The sequence below is a fragment of the Bacillus sp. FJAT-25509 genome (genome assembly GCF_001420605.1).
Classification (GTDB): Bacteria; Bacillota; Bacilli; order Bacillales; family Bacillaceae_G; genus Gottfriedia.
In genome coordinates, this window is record NZ_LJIZ01000012.1 from 128,641 (window position 1) to 152,676 (window position 24,036).

Sequence of the window (24,036 nt, forward strand, 5' to 3'; positions counted from 1 at the left end):
GAATAACAAATCGTTTTATGCATTAATTTTTTTGGGAATTTTTAACAGTTTTAATATGAGATTTTAATAAAAAAACACTCACTTCAAAAGTGAGTGCTTTCTAACGATTATTCTTTCACAAATTCCTTCGTACTTCTTACAGTATCAATATGACGAACCATTCCTTCAATTTCATCACGTTTTGGTTCTAAGAATGGAGGTAATGATAACTTTTCACCAAGTGTATCGTAAGGTTCGTCTCCCATAAATCCTGGTCCATCTGTTGCAAATTCGAATAGAATTTGTGGGGCAACTCTTGCGTATAAAGATTCAAAGAAATGACGATCTACATAACCAGAGTTTGGTAATCTAAATGAGTCAAGACGTTTAATCCACTCTTTTAATACAGCTGTATCTTCTACACGGAATGCGACATGGTGAACGGTACCAAAGCCTTGGAAGCTTTGAGGTAATATTTCATTATGCTCCGCAATAATTTGTGCGCCGTTTCCACCTTCACCGACTTCGAATAAGTGGAATGAATCTTCTTTATCAATTTCTTTAAATAAAAGTACTTTTTCAACTACTTCTTTAAAGAATTCGAAATTAGCTACTCGGATAAAAATTGGTCCTAGTCCTGTAATTGCGTATTCTAATGGGATTGGTCCTTTTTGCCATGGTGTGCCTGAAGCAATGCCTTTATTATGCTCATCTGAAATTAATTGATATTGTTGGTCATCGAAATCAATAAAAGATAATGTTTTCTTACCAAATTGTGTTTTGATTCCTGAGTGTTTCACTTCTAATCGGTCAAAACGCTTCACCCAATAATCTAATGCTGCATCAGTTGGTACTCGGAAAGATGTTTTTGAAATTTCATTTGTTCCATGCACTCCTTTTGGAATTCCAGGGAAATCGAAAAATGTCATGTCCGTTCCTGCACTTCCCTTATCGTCTGCGAAGAATAAATGATACGTTTGAATATCGTCCTGATTGACCGTTTTCTTTACTAAACGCATTCCTAAAACATAAGTAAAAAATTCATAGTTTTTTTCTGCACTGCTAGTTATTGCTGTTACATGATGGATCCCTTTTAAGCCGTTCATACGAATTCCTCCATTTAAAGTAGTTATTTATATATAAGCTCTTTTATTTTGTGAATCTATTGCTGAAGAATACTAAAAAAATTAGTAAAAAGTTAGTGAAAATTTATTTTGAATTCAAGATATCTCGAATTCGAGATAAATATATCATGTAATTCATCTTCCGTCAAATAGTCAAAAAAAAATGACTCAGACAAATTTGTCAAAGTCATTTTCTAAATGGTCGATCTAGCTCAAAAAGCTTGCGATATCGGTCTTCAGTTTTGATAAGTTCATCGTGTGAGCCTTTCATTGCAATTTTACCTTTATCTAAGAAAAGAATATGATCAGCCATTTCTGCACCGATTAAATGGTGTGTGATCCATAATACTGTTTTTCCTTCTAATACCTTAAAAATTGTTTGAAGTAGTTTTCGTTCTGTTATTGAATCTAATCCGACAGTTGGTTCATCTAAAATAACAATCGCTGTATTTTGAAGAAGTATTCTTGCTAAGGCTATTCTTTGTCGTTCTCCACCAGAGAATCTTACACCGGTTTCTTGCATAGGTGTATTGTATCCTTCTGGAAGTGAGGCTATATAATCATGCAGTTCAACCATCTTCGTTACTTCTATTACTTCTTCGTCACTTGCTTTTGGATTTCCTAAACGAATATTATTTATAACTGTAGTATCAAATAAATATGGCTTTTGATTAAGTACAGACACTACTTTCGAAATTTGGTCTCCTAAAGCTATACTTTCAATCTCATTTATTTTAACGTTTCCTCCAATAGGAGTTTCTACTCCTTCAATTAGCTTAAGAATGGTCGATTTTCCTGAACCACTCGGACCTAATAAAGCAGTTTTTTTGTTTTCCTCAATTGTAAAAGAAACATTCTTTAGAATAGTTTCGCTTTCAGAGTAATGAAAAGTTACATTTTCAAACTCGATTTTTCGATAATCTTCAATATTTCCTCCAATAATAGGTGATTCCTGATCACGACTCACTTCTTCAATCCCTTCTAAGCGATTGATTGAATCAGAGTATAAAGGGACACTTCCAAGAGAATTTGATAGTGGAATAAAAGCCTCAGTTAAAGGAAATAAAACTAAAACAAATGCAGCGATAAAAGTCTTAGGAATATCTCCAGCTAAACTTTCATTACCTGCCCAATAAAGCATCATTAAAACTAAAATTGCTACAATAAATTGTGCAATTAAATCGCGTCTTCTTCTAAATCCTTTTTCCTTACTTTGGATGTTTCTTAACGATTCATCCATTTCTCTATATTGTTTTATAAAGCTATTTTGTTTACCACTAAACAGCCAATCACTTATACCCATAACTGCATCAGTTAAATTTTCATATAAATGACTCTTTTCATTTTTTATTTGGTAAGTTCGCGCTTTTTCAACTAATAATGAAAAATACGGTAGAACACCTATTAAAACAAAGGAAATTACTGCTGTTAAGATTGCAAATGGAATAGAGAAGAAACCAAGAGCAACAACCGATATAAAATAAATAAACAATGCGGCAATTCCAGGAAAAATAGTTTTTAAATAAATATCCTGTAAATATTCAATATCATTTGCTAATAACCCTAAAATATCCCCTGTTTTAAACTTTGAATTGATATTAAGTGCATACGGTTCAAGATTACTAAATAATCTTGTTCTCATTCTAGATAAGATTTTTAAAATTGTATTGTGTCCGACTAATCTTTCAACATATTTAGAGGCTGACCTTAAAATACCAAAAGTGCGTACAGCTACGATTGGAACATAAATCATTAAAATATTTTCAGGTCTAGTTGCTGCTTTAGAGATTAAATAGCCGGAAGTGTACATAAGAGAAGCCGCTGCAAAGATAGTCAGTGAACTTAAGAAAATCACAACTATAAATAAACGACGATTTTCTTTTATATATGGTAAAATCCATCCATTTTTATTTAACATATATTTACCTTCTAACTATGAATTAATCGATAATAATGACCTTTTTTCATTAATAGTTCTTCATGGGTACCAACTTCAATGATGCTACCTTCATTCATCACAATTATTTGATCCATTTCCTTCATCCAATGTAAGCGATGTGTAGCCAAAAACACTAATTTATTAGAAAATAACTGAAGCATTGTTTGTTTTAATTCAAACTCAGTTTCAATATCTAGATGACTAGTAGGTTCATCTAATAAAAGAATTGGTCGGTTTTCAAGATATGCTCTAGCAAGGGCAACGCGTTGGCTTTGCCCGCCACTTAAAGCTCTTCCACCTTCACCAATTTTTTCGTCTAATCCTTTTGGCAATTCTTCTATTAAAGAAGTTAACCCAGCTTGAACTGCTGCACTTTCAATTTCTTCTGTAGTAGCATTCGGTTTATAAAAGCTTATATTATCGTTTAATGATTTTGAGAAAATATAAGGACTTTGTGGAATATAGATTAACTGTTTATGCCAATCTTGTATTTGAAGATGTGATACCTCTTCACCAGAAATTTGAATAGTTCCATTTGCTGGCTCTAAAAATCCACCTATTAAATCAATAAGCGTTGATTTACCAGAACCACTTTCTCCAACAATCCCAATTTTTTGAAACCCTGTTATATTCAAATTTATATTTGATAAAATCGTTTGGCCATCTTTTTCGGGTTTTACTGAAACATCTTTAAAATTAATTTTACTTGCACGATTCCAATCTGAAAGAGGAGAAATTTCTTGATCTTTAAACTCCTGCTCATCTAAAATATCTTGCATTGTTTTTCCAGCTTCTTGACCATTTAATGTAGCATGATAATCAGCTCCAACTTCACGAACTGGTAAGAAATATTCAGGAGCTAAAATTAAAATTGTTAGTGCTGGCCCTAATAAAATTACTCCGTCAATCAATCGAAGTCCTAAAAAGACTGCAACTGTAGCGATTGACAGCATTGTGAATAAATCTAGTGCAAATGATGATAAAAAAGCTACTTTTAATGTGCCCATCGTTGCTTCTCTGTATCTTTCACTTACACTTTTTATCTTTTTAATATGTTTTCTACTTAAACCAAGAAATTTCAATGTTTCTAAACCACGTAATGAATCAGTAAAATGGTTCGATAAAATACGGTAAACCTTCCATTGTTTGTTTGATTTCTTTTTAGCTGCCAAACCGAGTAGAATCATAAAAATAATAATGATTGGAAATGTTACGATTAGTATAATTGCAGAAACTTTATCAACAAAGAAAATATAGATTACGATTATTGGTGAGACAATTGCTAAGTTAATCATTTTCAATGGAACGATTTCTAGGTAATTTCTTAGTTGTGTAGTTCCTTCCATAATAAGCGTTACGATATTACCGGTTCCTGATTTTCTTGCAAATCTAGGTCCAAGTTTAAAGATTTTCTCCAATACTTTCATTTTCATTTCGGTTGAAGCAATGTCCGCAAAATGCTCTGAACATTTTTGTTTGATCGTCGACATAATATATCGACAGACAAAAGCACTGATGAAGAAAATAGTAGCGTATAAAATATCGCTACTATTTTTTCCATTGAACAATCTGACAATAGCTTGTGAAAGCATATATGCCTGAATAATGATTGTCGTTACTTGTATAATTGTTAAAAAAGATAGGATTATTAATAAACGATTAATCCCTTTATATTTAATAAGATCTTTTCCCATTAATAAGTCAAATCCTTCTCATCCACTCTTTTTCTAAAAACATAATAACTCCAAATTTGGTAACCTAATACGAATGGTAATAATGTACATGCAACTATTGTCATTACTTTTAACGAATAAGGACCAGATGAAGCATTATAAACAGTTAAGTCATACGTATTTTTGATTGAACTAATCATGACTCTTGGGAACAGAGAAGTAAACAATGTCCCGACTGTTAGTACAATACCAAGGCCCGACATAGCAAACGACCAACCATCTCGCTTTTTAAGGATGAATATTGTAGCAAGAATATAAGATACTACGATTAATAAAATAAGTGGAATTGTTATATGTGCTTTTACTTTAAACATATCCGTTTCAAAATATGCCATACCAGTAAAGGCGACTAAGAATAAGAACACTGGTATGATTACCATACGTGCTAGAGAACGTGCACGGTTTCTTAATTCTCCAACCGTTTTTAATGTTAAAAACATTAATCCGTGTAAGAGACATAGTAATGTCACAGTTACACCGCCGACTACAGTAAATAAATTAACGTAATCAGTAAACCCTGCAGAAATATTCATATTTTGATCAATCGGCATCCCCTTAAGGATACTTGAGAATAATACACCGAATAGAAATGGTGGTAATAAACTACCGAAGAAAATGACCCAATCCCAAGATTTTGACCATTTTGAACTTTCGACTTTCCCTCTAAATTCAAACGCAACTCCACGTCCGATTAATGCCATTAAAACAAATACAAACGGAATATAATATCCACTAAACATTGTTGCATACCAATTTGGGAATGCTGCAAAAATTGCTCCACCTGCAGTTAATAGCCACACTTCATTTGCATCCCAAAACGGGCCAATTGTATTTATTAATATTCTTCGTTCAGTATCATTTTTGGCTAGTAGCTTTGTAGATATACCTACACCAAAATCGAAGCCTTCTAAAAAGAAGAACCCGATAAATAAAACTGCTACGAGTAAAAACCATAATTCATTTAACGCAATCATACGATTGTCGCCTCCCTTTCAAACGGATCGACCGTAGGAACTTTTTCAGTTTCAGCATGGTGTGTTCCTTTTTTAATTTCTTTCACAAACAAGTAAACTAAAACAACTGCTAAAATTGCATACATTGTTGTAAAAGTTGTGATTGAAAAAATGAGTGATCCTTTTGAAACATTAGGTGATACAGATGCAGCAGTAGTCATTAAACCGAATACAGTCCATGGTTGACGACCTATTTCCGTCATAACCCATCCAGCTGTATTTGCAATAAACGGTAAAGAAATTAGTAAAATTGATGCCTTTAAGAATAGATTTTTTGATTCTAATTTTTTACGATAGCTAAAATATAAACCTAGCATCGCCATTAAAATCATGACCATTCCTGCTCCAGCCATAATTCTAAAGCTCCAGAAAACTGTATTAACTGGTGGAATATAATTTCCAGGACCATATAATTTTTCATATTGTTTTTGTAAAGTATTCATACCAGGTACTTTACCTTCGAACTTCTCATAAGCTAAATAACTTAATAAATATGGTACTTCAACCTCATATTTATTTTCTTTCTTTTTCGAATCAATCAGACCAAAGACCATCCAGCTTGCTGGGTCACCGCTATCTTTCCATAGCCCTTCACTTGCAGCCATTTTCATCGGCTGTGTTTTCATTAAATGTTTCGCTTGAGAATGTCCACTAAATGCAACACCAATTCCTGCAATTAGAGCGAACACCATTGCAAGATTAAACGCCTTTTTAAAAAGTTCTGTTTCTTGTTTTTTTAAGATTTTATACGCACTTACACCCGCAACAAATAACGCTCCAGTTGCTAATGCTCCAGCAATCGTGTGAGGAAACTCAACTTTAAGTTGTGGATTTGTAATGATTGCTAAGAAGTCGGTCATTTCTGCACGACCATTTTTAATTGCAAAGCCTACTGGCTCCTGCATGAAAGAATTGGCTGCTAAAATCCAAAACGCAGACATTAAAGTTCCGAAAGCAACTAGCCAAATACACATTAAATGAATTTTTTTATTAAGTCGTTCCCAACCAAATATCCAAATTCCTAAAAATGTAGACTCCATAAAAAATGCTAAAAGTGCTTCAATTGCAAGTGGCGCACCAAATACATCCCCTACAAAACGGGAATATTCAGACCAGTTCATACCAAATTGAAACTCTTGAATAATACCTGTAACAACACCAACTGCAAAATTAATTAAAAATAAGTGCCCAAAGAATTTTGTTAACTTTTTATATTCCTCTTTATTTCGAAAAACATACAATGTTTCCATTATTGCTACCATAAATACTAAACCGATTGAAAGTGGAACAAATAAAAAATGGAAAATTGTTGTGGAACCAAATTGTATTCTTGCAAGCTCTAATACACTCACAGTACATCCCCCTTAGGATAAAAATCATTTCAAAAAAATTTTCATTATGCCCGAGCAAAACTTTGAACATTTTTTCACAAATAATTCATTAAGTAAATTTTAGAGAACCACTCAATGGTACTCTTGTTACTTATAGTTTACTTTTTCAAAGGGGTTTTGATTTAATCTTATTTGTCTAAATCGTGTCTATAAATTGTCTATTTTGTGACATGATTCACATTTACTGTTTAAGTTACTTTTTTTGATAAAATAGTCGCCACATTTTTATTCCTTATTACTTAGCTGATTAAATGAAAAAACATTATTGAAGCAATCCTATATTGGCTTTGCTTTGTTCCGGTTAAACTAAATAGTTATTCAAATTAAAAGGTATTTACAATCTGATTATTTTATTTAACGGTATTTAAGATTTCCAACAACGTGAAAAAGAGCCTTCTTTCAAGGAAGGCTCTTTTTTGTATTAGATCAGAATACTAATGTTTTGAAAATGGAGTGTATCATGTCTGCAAACTTAATTACCAATTTTAATTATGAAGGTTAGCTTATTAAAGTAAAGAATCAAGTTATTTTTTCGTAATGCTTCCAAATTTATCTATTCATTTTATCGAAAAGTTAGTAAAAACAATTACCAAGCCACATCGTTTTATTTAAGAAATTACTCAATTCAATAATGAAACGATTGTTTGTATAGATAATTGTTAGACTTAAATTGTTCTTCTCGACAGGAGCACAACACAATAATCTTAATTGGGGGATTTACAAATGAAAAAAACAATTACATTGACAGTTTTAATTGGATCTCTAATTTTTAATACACATACACATGCTGATACAAAACAATCTATTCAACAAAATCATTTATATAATAATACTTTATATCAATATTTTATCTTACCTAAACTATCAATAGAGAATATATTTTCTAATAAATTACCTTCAAATAATTCCATACAACTTAGTGAATTTTATAAATCTAATATAGTAAGTAACCTTGGCCAAACTATTAAAAGTTTTAAAGAGGCGAGTAACAACAATAATCACCAACAAAATACAACAATAGAAATACCAAATATACCATTTAAACTTTCACAACTAATTACACCTAATATTCCACTAATACCTGTTCAACCAATAACGCCTAACGTTCCATCAAATCCTGTTCAGCCAATAAAACCAAACGTTCCATCAAATCCTGCTAAGCCAGTAATACCAAATGTTCCATCAAAGCCTGCTAAGCCAGTAATACCAAATGTTCCATCAAAGCCTGCTAAGCCTGTAATACCAAATGTTCCATCAAAGCCTGCTCAACCAGTAATACCAAATGTTCCATCAAAGCCTACTCAACCAGTAATACCAAATACTCCATCAAAACCAATAGATCCGGCACCTGAAAATCCATCTAAAATCGAAGTGCCTGCTTCTTTATCTGCATATGAATCAAAAGTTATAGAATTAACTAATATAGAGAGAACAAAAGCTGGTATAAAACCTTTTAAAGCTAATAATGAATTATCTAAAGTTTCTCGTATTAAGTCAAAAGACATGACTGATAAAAATTATTTTGATCATAACAGTCCAACTTACGGTTCACCATTTGATATGATGAAAAAGTTTGGAATTTCTTATAATCATGCAGCTGAAAATATTGCAAAAGGACAAAAAACTCCAGAAGAGGTAGTAAAAGCATGGATGAATAGTGCAGGACACCGTGCAAATATTTTGAACGCTAAATTAGATCAAATTGGTGTAGGTTATGACTCACGTTCTAATGTATGGACACAAATGTTTATTTCTCAATAAATTTAATTATATAAACAAAAGCACCATCGTTCTTGATGTTGCTTTTGTTCGTATATTCAAGTTAAAGAATACTAGCTATAGAAAGTTTTTTTATATATAAATTGATTACCTCATTGTTTTACTTTTAATTGAATAGGTTATCTATTCCAAACAACTACTTGATAAAATATTAAAAACTCTTGGTCTTATAATGACTAAGAGTTTTTTTCATTAAGAATTAATCTGGTAATATTTCGTGTAAATGTAGTCTTTTAGTAAAGTATTGATCAATAAACTTTCTAATTCCAGTTAATTCAGCTTCGGTTGGAAACGTAGATATTTTTAAAACTGGTAAATGTTCCTTCAAAAATTGACCTTTTAATGTTGATATCACTAAATCTAAATGATTGTGTCTCTTAATTACATCTATATCTGATAAATCATAAATTTTTATATCAAGGTGTTTTCCAAAGTGATAATCAAGAAGTTCGTAAATATAATCCAATTCAATATAGGTTCGACAAATCAATACAGTATTGATCTTCATACTATTTTTTTTGCGAATTAAAAAGGCATCTACTAATAAAAACAATTCTAAAATTTCTAGTTTTCCATATGACATAGTTTCATTCTCAAGATGCTTTTTTACTAAATTACCAATTCCAATAAATAATGGATGTTCCTCGACGTAAGGTAAAAATGGAAGCGCAGTATTCATGCGAGTATCCGTATAAAACTGAGAATCATACTTTGTACGTTTAATTGTTGAAAAATATTTATAAAGAAAGTCATCATCCTGAGCTAAATCAAAGTGCAAATAATCAGATAATCCATTTAAAAAATGTACACGAGGATCTTCTTTATTCTCTTTCATTTTAATACGTATTTTATAAAGCTCTTCAGTCATATTATTTGGCATAACTTCACTTAAAAGGCAGAGACAAAAGTATAAAATTTCTTGTGTTTGTTGTTCTCTAGATGGACACTTTTCCATAAAGGGAAACATTTTCTTTGCAATATCAAAATACGCAGTATTTTTATATTTATCATATATATCTTTAGAAAAAGAAATATAACACTCCATAGAAATTCTTATATTAATAATTTCTAAAATAAAAGATAAACGTTGAATAGCTCCAAGATGAAGAGTAATCGAAAGATCAGTTGTATAATTTACAATTGCATCTCGAAAATTTTGGAGATCTATATTTTTTAGATCGTTTAGATAATCTAGCCCCTTATATTCCAAGTATTGCATCATAAATCGACGTACCTTTTTCTCGTCACCACTTAATCTAAAAGGACTAGTATCAAGAGTAATACCAGCTTCTTCTACAACTTCTTTTATCTGATCCAACTGTCTATATACAGTTGATCTACTTATATGAAAAGCTGTCGAAATTTCATTAATCGTCACACCGTTATTAAGAATAATATACTCTAAGATTTGAAAATATGGATTCTCATTTTTCATATAAGCCCATATCCCCTCAAGGGTACCGTTCGGAGATTTAATTAAACGCGCTCCCTCTGTTTCACTTTTTTCAATGAACCACCCTTTAGGTAAAGCTGAATTTAAAAAAGTAATATCTCTCCAAATCGTACTTCGAGAATACCCTGTCTTCTCGGATAAATCTGCTAAACTACACCAATCATTTTTTTCAAAAAGAAAATAAATTAAACTTGCATGTCGTTCATCAAATCTGTTCATAATATCACCTAACGTTCTTTTATAAATAAGTATTTTATTTAGCTTTTCCATTTCAATAAACTGTTATAACAAGTGGAGAATACTACTTAATCATCACAAAATTTAAGGAATTATTGCATCAATCTTTCAGATACTCCCTTATTTTTTCCTCTGCACTTGATAGACTTATATATTTGGAACTTTTTAATTTTCTCATTTACCAGCGAATATTTTTTTAGTAAATTCCCCTTCATTTGTTCCTATAAAGTAATTTTTAATTCATTAGATAATGAATTAATGTCCCCGTTTGTATAAACGGAATAAATACGAACAAAATACTTTCTAGTATCGTCAAAACCAAGTGATTGAATTTCGTTTCCGCCATAAATCTTACTGGACTTTGAATACAATAAAAATGGATCAATAGCAAATTCCGTGCCACGTCCATCTGCTCGAAAGCCAATATCTTCTTTTTTAAAGTGCTGTTTTTTAGGATAGATCCCCTTACCTCTTGTACTCCAACTATTCTGATTTCCATCTACAGATAGATATTGATAGTAAATTCCATTAAATATAGCAATTAGGTACATAATTGCCTTGGAATCTGGATGCCAACTAATTGTAAAGTAACCTGAAATGCCGTCATTATTTCTATTGGTTGAAACTATTGGCTTATCATAATCATTCGACTCGATATATTCGTGTGCACTCCTAATATTTCCTGGATTAGCAAAAATTGATCTGGAAGCAAAAGGTAAATAAACTTTCTGTTTTTTAAACAAAGAACTATTTAAGTTTGAATTTAGATGTCCGGTATGTGACATACATTTACACCTCCACAAAACATTTTATTTATTTTAGTGTAATTCATACAATACCTTACCTCAGTATCTTAAATGAGATTTGAGATTTCAAATTAGAAATAATTCCCTTAAATAACAATAATAATAATTTATGCCTAAATCTTTTAAACCAGTTTCTTCTATTATGATACACTTTTCATTTGATCTACTAATTTATAATCTTCAATTAATAATTCCAATTCATTGTGTAAGTAACTTTTATAGTAAAAGAATTAAATTTACTAATTATTGTCAAAACGATTAACAGTTAATATTAGGGGAATGAATAAACTTTCTAAACTAGATGAGTGTAAAGATGAGGCAAATTCAAAAGAAGAATATGAAATAGAGTATGATCTAACAGATTTAATGGCAATTGGATAAGTTGGTAGAATTATAAAAATGAGTGAGGTATTTTACGTTTTTGTAAAACCCACTCATTTTATTTTGTTAAGGAAATAGTTCATAAACCATATCGTTTAAGATAAAAATACTGCACCATAAACAAGTGCCCCTCCGATTACATATGCGGGGTGAATTTTCCAACGTTCTAAAAATAATAAGGAAAGTACGCTAATAATAATTGTTTGCGTTACACCTACCCCATTATATGAATCGTTAAAAAAGTCAAAGGCCATAATGCCAAGTAAAACGGCGATTAAAGGCCTAACAAGTGAAGTCATCTTTTTGACTTTTGGTGAATTTTTATGCTTCATTAATATACTTAATAAAGCAATCATCAAGATTAGTGAGGGTGCGATTGATGCGAATAATCCTACAAAGGAACCAAATACTCCACCCTCAACATAGCCGATATATCCAGCCAACTTTGTAGCAATTGGACCTGGAAGCGCATTGCCTAGTGCAAGCACGTTACTAAATTCAACTGAACTTAACCATCCGTACTTATCAACAACTTCATTCTCAATAAGAGGGATCGAAGCCGGTCCTCCTCCGTATCCGAATATGCCTGGTAAGAAAAATGCTAAAAATATTTTCCAATAAATCATGATGCCTTCACCTTCTTCTTCTTTTCATTTTTACTTTTTGAGAAAAAGGCATATCCAACTAAGCATCCAATTAAAATAGCAGGATGTACATTTAAAAAGTATAAAAGGATAAAACTAGCAACTACGACCAAACTAGTGATTTTCCAGCCAAGAGATTCTTTCGATTTCTCAATAAACTCCCATGTTAAAGTTGCTAACATTACTCCAACTACCGGAACAACTGCATTCGACATACCTTGTACCCAGGCAACACCTTTAAAGTGATTAAGTGTTGATAATAGTAGCATAAGTAGGAAAACAGTCGGTAGTGTTGTTGCGATAATGGCATTTAACATACCTACTATGCCACCTGTTCTCCAACCTATATATCCTGCAAGCTTTGTTGCGATTGGTCCTGGTAGAGCATTTGCGATTGCTAGTACATCTGAAAAGTCATCCTTATTTAACCATTTATACTTGTCAACAACCTCTGTGTGGATTAGTGGAATAGAAGAAGGGCCTCCTCCGTAACCTAGCATTCCTACTCTAAAAAAAGCTAAAAAAAGTTTCCATTGATTGTTCATTAAATCAGTCCTTTACCAAACTGCAATTGCGCCATCTGTTCTAGATTCTGTTCCTCCCATTAGCACCCCGGTACTAGGATTGCGCCAAATAATTTGGCCCCTACCGAAACTGCTACAATCTGTTGCCACTTGAATTTGATGGCCTTTTCTTGCTAGTGCCTGGGCAAGGTGGTTTGGAAAATGAGGTTCTACGACCACTTTTTTTCCTTCCATCCACTGCCATCTAGGTGCATCTAATGCACTCTGAGGGTTCAGACCAAAATCCACAGTATTCATGACAACTTGTGCATGACCTTGTGGTTGCATATATCCTCCCATTACGCCAAATGGCCCTACTGCATCGCCATCTTTTGTTAAAAACCCTGGGATTATTGTGTGATATGTTCTTTTACCAGGCTTAAGTGCATTAGAATGCTCCGGATTTAAAGTAAAATCATGACCTCTATTTTGAAGGGCAATTCCTGTATCAGGAATTACGATCCCTGATCCAAATCCCATATAGTTACTTTGAATAAACGAAACCATATTCCCTTCGCTATCAGCAGTCGCTAAATAAACTGTGCCACCTTTTGGAGGCGTATAGTTTTCTGGCTCTATCGCTGTTTCACAAATTAATTCTCGACGAGCCACTGCATATTCTTCGGATAATAGCTCATCTACATTGATATCCATATGCTCAGAATCTGTAATAAACGCTTTTCCATCAGTAAAAGCTAGTTTCATAGCCTCTATTTGCTTATGGTATGTATCGACATCATCTTTTGTAGGAAAATTAAAACCTTTGGCAATGTTTAATGCCATTAACGCTACCAAACCTTGCCCATTCGGTGGAATTTCCCAAACATCGTATCCACGATAATTGGTCGAGATTGGATTAACCCATTCTACTTTATATTCACTTAAGTCCTCTGAACTAAGGTATCCATTATGTTCTTTCATAAAGGAAACGATTTTTTCTGCCAAGTTACCACGATAAAAACTCTCAGCATTCGTTGCACCGATTTCACGTAATGTTTCTGCATGCGCTTTAGATGACCACAATTCGCCAATCTCTGGTGCACGATCATTTGGAGCGAATGTTTTGAACCACTCAGCAAATTCTGGTCTAGTAAATTGTTTTTTAAACTTTTCATATGCTATATTCCAAAACTTCCCTAAAATCGGCGAGAGTGGAAAGCCTTCTTCTGCAAGTGTAATAGCTGGTTGTAAAACCTCTTCTAATGGTAATTTACCAAAACGTTTTGATAATGCAGCCCATGCAGCAGGTACTCCAGGTACTGTAACTGGAATAACCCCATGGGTTGGCATCTTCTCAAGTCCTTGTTCTTTTAGCTTTTCAATCGAAATTGATTTTGGGGCAGGACCACTACCGTTTAAACCATGTAATTCCCCATTTACCCAAACTAGTGCAAAGGCATCTCCACCAATTCCATTAGAAGTTGGTTCAACTACTGTTAAAGCAGCTGCTGTGGCAATTGCAGCATCGATTGCGTTGCCACCTTTTTTTAATATATCTAACCCCGCTTGCGCCGCTAAAGGTTGTGAGGTAGCTACCATTCCATTTTTTCCAAATGTCGTATGGCGTTGTGCTGAATATGGATTATTTAAATGATCAAACTGCATCTGTATCTTCTCCTTTAAGCATCTACATGGTGACATGCAACAAAATGATTTTCTTCAACTTCCTTCCACTCTGGTTTTACTTGTCCACATAGTTCTGTTGCTTGAGGACAACGAGTACGGAATGTACAACCTGAAGGTGGGTTAGCTGGATTTGGAATTTCACCTGTCAATCGAATTTTTTCAGGTCTTTTTCCTACCTTTGGACGTGGAATCGCAGATAGTAACGCCTTTGTATAAGGGTGTAGTGGGTTATTATATAGCTTGTCTGCAGGAGCTAACTCAACTGTATTTCCCAAATACATTACTAAAACTCGATCACAGAAATATCGTACGACTCCTAAATCATGAGAGATAAATAAATAAGTTAAGTTATATTTTGCTTGTAATGATTTTAAAAGTTTTAATACTTGTGCTTGTACAGACACATCAAGTGCGGACACTGCCTCATCACAAATAATTAACGATGGATTAAGAGCAATTGCTCTTGCAATACCAATACGTTGACGCTGTCCACCACTAAATTCATGAGGATATCGATCATAATGGTCTTCATTTAAACCTACCTCACGAAGCAAGCCGATTACTTTCTCTTTTCGCTCTTGTTTTGATAGATTCGTATGGATGACAAAAACTTCTTCTAATGCATCTCCAATTCGTTGTCTTGGATTTAATGAAGCATATGGATCTTGGAAAATCATTTGCATTTGTTTCTTAAAATCATTTCGACTCTTATTCGATAAATGTTGAATTTCCGTATCTTTAAAAAATACTTTACCGTCAGTAATATCTTCAAGACCTAAAATCGTTTTTCCTAATGTAGATTTTCCGCAACCTGATTCACCTACAACGCCTAAGCTTTCTCCTTCTAATAATGTTAGACTCACTTCTTCAACTGCCTTGACATGACCTTGAACTTTTTTTAGTAAGCCTCCACGAATCGGATAATATTTTTTTACATTTCGTAGCTCTAATAAAGTAGATTTACTTTTTGTTAGAGTCATATCGCATCCTCCTCACTCAGCCAACATTTAACTGTGTGTCCATCCTTTATTGTAAATTCCTTTGGGACTTCAACTTTGCAGCGTGCTAATGCATGTTCACAACGCGGATGAAAACGACATCCAGTTATTTGTTCGTTTAAGCTCGGCGTCGAGCCTGGGATTGCTTCTAACTCAAAATCAGGATCATCTACATTTGGTACAGAGCTTAATAATCCCCTAGTATACGGGTGACTTGGATGATTAAAAATCTCTTCAACTGGACCTTCTTCTATTTTTTCTCCTGCATACATGACCATCACTTTATCAGCAATTTCAGCTACGACTCCCATGTCATGTGTAACCATGATGACACCCATTCCGAGCTCGTCTTGTAACTCATGGATTAAATCTAATATTTGAGATTGAATTGTAACATCAAGTGCAGTCGTCGGCTCATCTGCTATTAAGAGTCCAGGGGTACAGGCTAATGAAATAGCGATCATAACCCTTTGTCTCATTCCACCGCTTAGTTCATGAGGATATTGAGTCATTCTTTTTTCAGAATATGGTATTCCTACTTGCTTTAAGAGTTCAATTCCTTTTTGATTTGCTTCTTGTTTAGAAAGCTTTTGGTGAATCATAAGTGGCTCGCGTAGCTGATAACCTATTGTGATTACAGGGTTTAACGCCGTCATCGGCTCTTGAAAAATCATCGATATTTTATTGCCTCTAATTTTTCTTAATTCATCAGTTGTTAACTTAGTTAAATCAGTTCCTTCCAATTGAATTGAACCGCTTTTTATTGATCCATTACTTGGCAATAATCCCATGATAGACAATGAGGTAATACTTTTTCCGCAACCTGATTCGCCAACTATACATAAAGTTTCACTTTTATTAACTGAAAAGGATATGTTTCGAACAGCTGGGATTTCTCCGTCAGCTGTTCGAAACGTTGTTACTAAATTATTTACAGATAGAAGCTCTGTTGACATACTATTACCTACTCTCTATGTACGTTGTATAATGACCATTGGCCAGTAGGATCAATTTCAATTCCTTTCACCGATTGATCAACTGCAGATGTTACTACACCTTGATTCATAACGATTACAGGAGCATCTTTTACTAATAATTCATTTGCTTCTTTTAGTTTTTCTTTTCGAGCATTTTGGTCAATCGTTTGACGAGATTCATTAACTAACTGATCAAATTGCTTATTACTATATGAAATTCGGTTTGATGATCCAACGTTGTCAGAGTGGAAGTTTGGATACAATAATTCACTACCATCAGCAGTACTATTTGCCCATCCTAAGAACGTTACATCGTATTGACCTTTCGTTGCTGCATCTAAGAAAGTTCCCCATTCCATCGTTTCAAGCTTTACTTTCAAGCCAATTTCAGTCATTTGAGATTGAGCAATTTCAGCCATTTTCATGTACATATCACGATTTGGTACTAGCATCTTTACTTCTTTTCCTTCAAATCCATTATCTTTAATCAGTTTCTTAGCTTTTTCTAAATCATAAGAATAACCAACTTTTTCTTCAGATTGATCATATCCGAAGACTTTTGGTCCAATAACACTATTACCTTCAACACCTAGTCCGTTTAACTGATTAATATATGCTTTACGATCTAATCCATAAGCAACTGCTTGTCGGAATGCTAAGTTGTTCATTGGAGCTTTTTTCATATTAAACCCTAAATAATAAACAGGTGTTCCTTCCGCTTTTGTTACTTTTACATTTTTAATTGATTCTAGACGCTTAATTTGTTCAGCTGGAATTGCATCAATAAATTGTACTTTTCCTGTTTGTAACATTGAAATAGCTGTAGAAACTTCAGGAACTACTTTAAAAGTAACTTTTTTCAATTTAGGTGCACCATTCCAATAATCTTTGTTTGCCTCAAGAACGATTTGGTCACCAGGTGTCCAGCTAACAAACTTAAATGGCCCAGTTCCCACAGGGGTTTTCATTAAATCACTATTTTTATCTGCTGTAGGGCTTACGATTGAAGCAGCAGTATGAGCAAGTGCAGCTAAAAGTGGTCCATATGGATATTTCGTTTTAATTTCTACTTTGTAATCATCAATTACATTAACTGATTGAATTGGTTCTAATAATGAAGCACGTGGAGCAGCAGTTTTTGGATCACGGAATTTATCAAATGTGTATTTTACTGCTTCTGCGTTAAAATCTGTTCCGTCTTGGAATTTGATTCCTTTTTTCAATGTAATCTCCCAAGTTTTATTATCTGGATTCGTATAAGATTCTGCTAATAAAGGTTCGATTTCCATTGTTTTAGGATTTCTTTTAAATAAAGTTTCATAAACTTGCATGATGACATTAGCTGATACAGAATCATTTGTTAAGATTGGTGATAAACCTACTACATCTGATGTTGAAGCATATGTAAGTTCTTGTGAAACATTAGCGCTATTTGATCCAGTTGTTTTACTAGAGCATCCAGCAAGAAGAAGAATTGCACTAATTACGATAACCATCCATTTTTTCATTTACCCATCTCCTCAATCATTAATATTCATATTTGGATCTAAAGCATCTCTTAATCCATCACCTACGACATTAAAAGAGAAAACGATCAGCATAATAGCGATCCCTGGTACGATTGTCATATGTGGGGAAGAAAACATATAATCTTGCCCTTGAGAAATCATTGATCCCCATTCGGCTGTTGGAGGTTGTGCACCAAGACCTAAATAACTTAGTGATGCCGTTGATAAAATAGCAGTAGCCATTCTCATTGTGGCAAAAACGATGATTGGTGCCATACAGTTTGGCAAAATATGCTTCACCATAATTCGTAAATTACTTGCACCTAAAGTCCTCATTGCTTGTATGTATTCTTGCTTCTTAATAGATAAAACCGAACCACGAACAATTCTTGCGCATGAAGGAATGGACCAAATGCTAATCGCAACTGCTACATTCACTAAACTTGTCCCAAGAATTGCGATAATTAGCATGGCGAGTAGAATTCCAGGGAAAGCAAATAATAAATCTACTATTCTCATAAGCAAGCCATCTAGTTTTGAAAAATAACCAGCTAGCATGCCTATTGAGATACCACCAATTAATCCAAGAATCACTGCACTGAATCCAACAACTAGTGATACTCTAGATCCGAATACAATTCGGCTCCACATATCCCGTCCATAATTATCTGTACCTAACCAATGTCCGCTAGAAAATATTGGCAGTTCTGTTGATGCTAAATTTTGTTTAATCGGATCATGAATCGTAATAAGTGGCGCAAATAGTGCCATTAAAATTTGTAAAATAATAATGATTAATCCAAAAACGGCTAATCTATTTTTGATTAAACGTTTAAACGTTTGAACAATAAATTTTTCTTTCTTTTTTGAAATAGCTTGCTTTGCACCTATGTTATTAATGACAACTTCTGTAGACAAAATTCTTCCTCCCTTCTGGCCGATTAATCGTAGCTAATTCTTGGGTCGATAAATACGTATAATATATCAACAAGTAAATTCACGATTACAAACATGGATGCTACAAGTAATACTGCCCCTTGAACCATCGGAAAATCTCTAGCTGCAATTGCATCGATCATTAGTCTGCCGACACCGTTAATCGCAAATACTTGTTCTGTTATGATTGTTCCTCCAAGAAGAAATCCGAAGTTTAAACCAATAACAGTTATGACTGGAATCATCGAGTTTTTTAAAGCATGAATCCAAACAATCGATTTTTCTTTTACACCTTTCGCTCTTGCAGTTCTTATGTAATCAGCTCGAATTACCTCTAACATAGATGAACGGCTCATTCTTGCAATCATTGCAGCCGAGGCTGTTCCTAGTGCAATAGCAGGTAAAATGATTTGCTTAAATCCTTCTACTGTCCAAATTGGTGAATCGAGTCCTCCAACGGGCAGAATTTGTAGATTAACTCCAAAAATAAGAATTAGGATGGCACCTAGCCAAAAATTAGGTACTGAAATACCTGCAAGGGCTATTATTGTACTTGATACATCCATCCACGAGTTTTGCTTAAGTGCAGAAACAATCCCTGTTATTACCCCGATTACTACTGCAACGATCATACTCGCGATTGCTAAACTTAAAGTATTAGGAAAACGGATTGAAATTGCCTCTGCAACCGACTGTTTCGTTTGAAAGGAATATCCTAAATCCCCATGTAATACGCTTGATAAATAATGCCAATATTGGACAAAAAACGAGTCGTTCAGTCCCAAACTTTCCCGGATGGCATTTAGATCAGCTTTTGTTGCTGTAGGTCCGCCAATGATTGCAGCTGGATCACCAGGTGCTAAATGCATAGAAGCAAAGACTAAAAATGAGATACCTAGCAATAATAAAAACAATTGAAACAACCTTCTTAATATGAGTGACGCCATCTTTCCACCTACTCCACTTGTAAGTATATTAACTAAAATCACATACGTTTGTTAACCTTAATTGTTGTATAACCTAACAATGTAAATTTTAATTATTTTCGATTATACTCCCGGTAGACAGAATATTCTATAATTTTATGAATTTTTACAAAAAATAGTAAAAAAAGACGAGAGATTACCAATCTCTCGCCAGGACAACTATAATTTTAAGCCATTTCTACTTTTAAATCTTCGTAATAAAATATGACTTTCTACCCTTGTTATTCCTTCTAAAGCATATAATTCATTGTTTATAAATTGTTCTAATCTGACAAAATCATCGACTAATACATGCATATGTAAAGTGCTTGGACCTGTCATTTGATAACAACTCGCTACAACAGGATTATCTGCAAGTGCTTCGGCTACGACTACTAAATAAGCTGGTTCACAATCTACTTCAAAGAACGCAGATACGCCTTTGCCTACTTTTTCTGAATTAATGACTACTGAGAACCTCTCAATAACCCCATTTTTTATTAATTGATTCACACGTTCACGGATTGAAACCCTTGATAAATTAAGTTCTTTTCCAATATCGGCGTATGACATCCGACCATTTTTAGTGAGCATCTCTAGAATTTTTTTATCGATGTCAGTTAGTTTCATTTATTCACCACTTTTCTACCAAATGAAAACGCTTCCTTATTTTTTTATATTTTAAAGTACAATAGCAAGTGTTAAGTGCTCATGATGTACAAAGATCAGATTAACCACGTTAAAATTTTAACGATAAGACCCTTACAATGTAAAGGGATTCTATACTATTTCCTTCATTATTCCCATATTCCATTACTAATTTTACAATAAAAGATTGACCTAAAGATACTGGATTTTTATTTCACTTATAGTAAAAAAGGATTGAAATCTTTTTTTATTAGACTTCAATCCTTTTTATTATTTTATCGTTTTAAGCTTCGATTTCACTTAATTCGTTTTTCTTTGATAATTTAACACGAACTGCAAAGGTTACATTTGTTAAGATAATGAATAACACTGCAAATCCACATAAATAGTAGACTTGATCCCATACAAACCCTTTGCTAACAGAACTAGAGATTAATTCTCTGAATCCTTTTATAGCATACGTCATAGGTAAATATGGATGAATCGTTTGGAAAAATGTTGGTGTTAATGAAATTGGGAAAGTACCTGAAGTTCCACCAATTTGTAATAACATCATAACAAACACTAAATATTGCCCTATATTTCCTAATGTAACAGTTAAGAATTGTATTAATGAAAAGAAGGTCAAGCTAGTAATCATTGTAAACACTACGAACAACCACACGTTTTTCACATCAAGACCCATACCATAAATTAAAACCATATCTGCTACGATCGATTGCATGATTCCCACGAAGATTAGAACGCTATATTTACTAAAGAACCAAGCTAATCCAGTAGTCGGAGCAATAGAATTCTTTCTCATCGGATAAACTGAAGTGAACATTAACCCACCTGCAAATAGCCCAATTGATAAGATATAAGGTGTTAAACCTACACCATATTCTTTTACATTATTCAATTTATGAGAAACTAGCTCTGTCGGTTCTGCAAAGAATTTATCGGTTTCATCACTTGTTTTAACTTTGTTTACTTCATCTCCACCATCTTTCAGAGATTTATGAAGTTCTGTTGTTCCTTTTGTTAAATCAGTAGCTCCTTTTAATAAGTCTCCAGACCCACTATATAGCTTATTTGTACCATCAGATAGTTGTTTAGAACCATCATTTAATTGATTGATCCCTTGGACTAATTGATCCCCGCCTGTATTTAATTTACCTAGGCCTATTGAAAGTAACGAACTTCCTTCACTTAATTCCTTTGTACCATTATATAAAGCATTACTTCCTTGAGCTAGTTGATTTGCTCCATTAGATGCTTCTTGCAATTTACTATTAAATAAACCTAAATTTGCATTTAATTCTTTTTGTCCAGCAAGTAGATTATTTGAACCTTCATATAATTGACCTTGTGCAGCAGCAATTTGATCAACACCATTTTTAATTTGATTACTTCCTTTTGATAGTTGATCTAAGCTATTAGAGATTGCTTGTAATTTCTGTAAATCCCCTTTACTTAAAGTACCATCTTGCAATCCATTCAAAATTGATTTAAGTGCATCATTTGTAGCACCCAAATTCTCATTAAATCCCGCTTCATTTTTTTGAAGTTGGGTAGCGCCAGCATAAGATTGTTTTAATCCAGCATTTAATTGGTTACTACCAGCTTCTAGCTTTGAAGAGCCGGCTTCGATTTTATTGCCGCCTCCGACTAGTTGTGATAGTCCATTATTTAAATCACTTGAACCAGCTTTTAATGTACCAGTTCCATCCAGAAGAGCGTTTAAACCAGTATTTAATTTATTAGCACCATCATTTGATTGTTTAATACCATCTGATAATTGTGTCGCTCCACTTTTCAGTTTTGTACTTCCATTTTCAAATGTGATCATGCTGTCATTTAATTTTTTTAAATTTTTATTTAAAACATCAGTTCCATCTGTTATTTTTGCTGCACCATCATTGATTTTACCTGCACCATCAGATGCTTTTACCATGCCATCTCCAATATCCTTGAAATTATCAAATACTGTTTTAGCATATTGTTCTGTAATTTCTTTTGAGATATTAGCATTTACTTCTTTCATTGCGGTTGTACCAATTTGTGCACCTACGTAGTTTTTACCCGCATTCGTGTAATAATTTAATTTCATTTTTTTCGGTTTTTCGTCTAATAACGTTGCTGCATTTTTAGAGAAATTAGAAGGTAATTCGATGACTAAATAATATTTTTCATCGTTTAATCCTTTCATTGCCTCTTTTTTATTTGTAACTTTCCATTTGAATGACTTATTATCTTTCAATCCTTCTACAAAATCTTTCCCTACATTAAGCTTTTTATCATTAAACTCAGTACCCTTGTCATTGTTAACAATTGCAACAGATAGTTTTTCCGTTTTATTATAAGGATTCCAATAAGCTGATAAGAAAATTAATGAGTAAAGCATTGGCACAAGACCAATCGCAATGATTGTTGCAATTGTCATTGGCTTCTTAAAAATATTTTTCCATTCCTGTTTAAACACAAAATCACTCCCCTTTTAGACCAATTGACCATTTTTGTGTTTCGGTCAATTTATTGCATATAAATAGTCTAATACTCCTTTTATAAAAAAATAAAAGGAAATACTAAACCATTCTCTCGATTATTTTCAAGTTGATTCAAGACCTTTGTTTCCTATTAGCCCAAATAAAACTAATTGCACCATTTTATTTATGGCGTCGTCTGTAATATGCTTTGGGTCTTTATCCAAAACACTTTTTTGTAGATTAAGAATCGATATAATCGTCGTAATCATACTTAAACTTAAAATCGGAATTTCTAAATGAAAATTTGTTTCTTTCGCGTGCATTCTAGCTTCTATTTCTTCTTCAATTGGTGTTTTACGATAGATTTGTTGAAAGAAAATTTCTGATAGCTCAGGGTGTCTTAACGTTTCACTAATCAAAATTTCAATTTGATTTCGATTCTGTTCGACCCATTTAATCCTTTTCTCTACATAGATCCTAAGTAATTCTTCAATCGAATATTTACTAAAATCCTCTTCCATCCAAACGTCTTGAATATCTGGTTTGACACAAGTAATCAATACATCCAGCTTGCTTTTAAAATACTTATAAATCGTAGCTTCGGAAATTTTACTTTCCTTTGCAATTTGATTAATTGTCGTACCATCATAACCATTTTTCGCAAATAGTTGGATAGACTTTTCTAGGATGTGATGTTTTGTTCTTTCTCCCTTATTCACTTTTTACCTCCATAAAAAACGTTGTTAAAAAGGCATTAACTCTTAGTATTTAGCGTGCTGCAAAAAAGTAAGTGTTTATTCACTTTTATAGTATATTAACCAAAATGAATTTCGTCAACAAAAAGTAAGTGAACACTTACTTTTTTAAT

The 24,036-nt window shown here is 33.2% G+C and carries 19 protein-coding genes; 1 reads left to right on the plus strand and 18 read right to left on the minus strand.

Annotated elements, in window-relative coordinates; translation table 11 throughout:
• Positions 1-107: 107 nt before the first annotated feature.
• From AN960_RS07245 to AN960_RS07265, 5 genes are all read right to left on the minus strand, one after another.
• A complete protein-coding gene (locus tag AN960_RS07245; RefSeq protein ID WP_056468933.1) occupies positions 108-1,085 on the minus strand; it encodes a ring-cleaving dioxygenase in 978 nt (325 codons plus the stop codon).
• Between the two features lie 205 nt (positions 1,086-1,290).
• Complete coding sequence (gene cydC, locus AN960_RS07250) at positions 1,291-3,021, minus strand: thiol reductant ABC exporter subunit CydC (RefSeq protein WP_056468936.1); 1,731 nt, start codon at positions 3,019-3,021, stop codon at positions 1,291-1,293.
• Between the two features lie 11 nt (positions 3,022-3,032).
• Positions 3,033-4,736: a thiol reductant ABC exporter subunit CydD gene (gene cydD, locus AN960_RS07255; RefSeq protein WP_056468939.1), complete on the minus strand. Its 1,704-nt coding sequence runs from the start codon at positions 4,734-4,736 to the stop codon at positions 3,033-3,035.
• Positions 4,736-5,749, minus strand: coding sequence for a cytochrome d ubiquinol oxidase subunit II (gene cydB / locus AN960_RS07260; protein WP_056468941.1), 1,014 nt, complete (start codon positions 5,747-5,749; stop codon positions 4,736-4,738). The genes cydD and cydB overlap by 1 nt, the downstream gene beginning before the upstream one ends.
• Positions 5,746-7,140, minus strand: coding sequence for a cytochrome ubiquinol oxidase subunit I (locus tag AN960_RS07265; RefSeq protein WP_056468943.1), 1,395 nt, complete (start codon positions 7,138-7,140; stop codon positions 5,746-5,748). The genes cydB and AN960_RS07265 overlap by 4 nt, the downstream gene beginning before the upstream one ends.
• Before the next feature lie 762 nt (positions 7,141-7,902).
• Between AN960_RS07265 and AN960_RS24900 the strand changes: the two genes are divergently transcribed.
• Positions 7,903-8,940 carry a CAP domain-containing protein gene (locus AN960_RS24900; protein ID WP_056468946.1) on the plus strand — a complete coding sequence of 346 codons (1,038 nt, stop codon included), beginning with the start codon at positions 7,903-7,905 and terminating at the stop codon, positions 8,938-8,940.
• 217 nt (positions 8,941-9,157) lie between these two features.
• On the opposite strand, the gene AN960_RS07275 is transcribed toward AN960_RS24900, so the two are convergent.
• The 13 genes from AN960_RS07275 to AN960_RS07335 all read right to left on the minus strand — a co-directional run bounded on the left by AN960_RS07275 (position 9,158) and on the right by AN960_RS07335 (position 23,887).
• On the minus strand, positions 9,158-10,630 hold the full coding sequence (locus tag AN960_RS07275; RefSeq protein WP_056468949.1) for a BglG family transcription antiterminator: 1,473 nt from the start codon (positions 10,628-10,630) through the stop codon (positions 9,158-9,160).
• A 239-nt stretch (positions 10,631-10,869) separates the two neighbouring features.
• Positions 10,870-11,433 (minus strand): hypothetical protein, encoded by a 564-nt coding sequence (locus tag AN960_RS07280; RefSeq protein ID WP_056468952.1) that lies wholly within the window; start codon positions 11,431-11,433, stop codon positions 10,870-10,872.
• Between the two features lie 497 nt (positions 11,434-11,930).
• Positions 11,931-12,461, minus strand: a complete 531-nt coding sequence (locus tag AN960_RS07285; RefSeq protein WP_056468955.1) for a chromate transporter — start codon at positions 12,459-12,461, stop codon at positions 11,931-11,933.
• Positions 12,458-13,024: a chromate transporter gene (locus tag AN960_RS07290; protein WP_056468957.1), complete on the minus strand. Its 567-nt coding sequence runs from the start codon at positions 13,022-13,024 to the stop codon at positions 12,458-12,460. Before AN960_RS07290 ends, AN960_RS07285 begins: the two co-directional genes overlap by 4 nt.
• A 12-nt stretch (positions 13,025-13,036) precedes the next feature.
• Entirely contained in the window at positions 13,037-14,647 is a 1,611-nt protein-coding gene (ggt, locus tag AN960_RS07295) for a gamma-glutamyltransferase (protein ID WP_056468959.1), read from the minus strand.
• Between the two features lie 14 nt (positions 14,648-14,661).
• The gene (locus AN960_RS07300) at positions 14,662-15,648 is read right to left on the minus strand and encodes an ABC transporter ATP-binding protein (RefSeq protein ID WP_056468961.1); all 987 of its coding nucleotides are present in this window, start codon (positions 15,646-15,648) and stop codon (positions 14,662-14,664) included.
• A complete protein-coding gene (locus AN960_RS07305) occupies positions 15,645-16,622 on the minus strand; it encodes an ABC transporter ATP-binding protein (RefSeq protein ID WP_056468964.1) in 978 nt (325 codons plus the stop codon). The genes AN960_RS07300 and AN960_RS07305 overlap by 4 nt, the downstream gene beginning before the upstream one ends.
• 8 nt (positions 16,623-16,630) lie before the next feature.
• Entirely contained in the window at positions 16,631-18,151 is a 1,521-nt protein-coding gene (locus tag AN960_RS07310; RefSeq protein WP_056468968.1) for a glutathione ABC transporter substrate-binding protein, read from the minus strand.
• 12 nt (positions 18,152-18,163) lie between these two features.
• Positions 18,164-19,069, minus strand: coding sequence for an ABC transporter permease (locus AN960_RS07315; RefSeq protein WP_286131634.1), 906 nt, complete (start codon positions 19,067-19,069; stop codon positions 18,164-18,166).
• A gap of 23 nt (positions 19,070-19,092) precedes the next feature.
• Positions 19,093-20,034, minus strand: coding sequence for a nickel ABC transporter permease (gene nikB, locus AN960_RS07320; RefSeq protein WP_056468971.1), 942 nt, complete (start codon positions 20,032-20,034; stop codon positions 19,093-19,095).
• 198 nt (positions 20,035-20,232) lie between these two features.
• Complete coding sequence (locus tag AN960_RS07325; protein WP_056468974.1) at positions 20,233-20,682, minus strand: Lrp/AsnC family transcriptional regulator; 450 nt, start codon at positions 20,680-20,682, stop codon at positions 20,233-20,235.
• A gap of 301 nt (positions 20,683-20,983) precedes the next feature.
• A complete protein-coding gene (locus AN960_RS07330) occupies positions 20,984-23,164 on the minus strand; it encodes a YhgE/Pip family protein (protein WP_056468978.1) in 2,181 nt (726 codons plus the stop codon).
• A gap of 126 nt (positions 23,165-23,290) precedes the next feature.
• Positions 23,291-23,887 carry a TetR/AcrR family transcriptional regulator gene (locus AN960_RS07335; RefSeq protein WP_056468981.1) on the minus strand — a complete coding sequence of 199 codons (597 nt, stop codon included), beginning with the start codon at positions 23,885-23,887 and terminating at the stop codon, positions 23,291-23,293.
• Between the last annotated feature and the right edge of the window lie 149 nt (positions 23,888-24,036).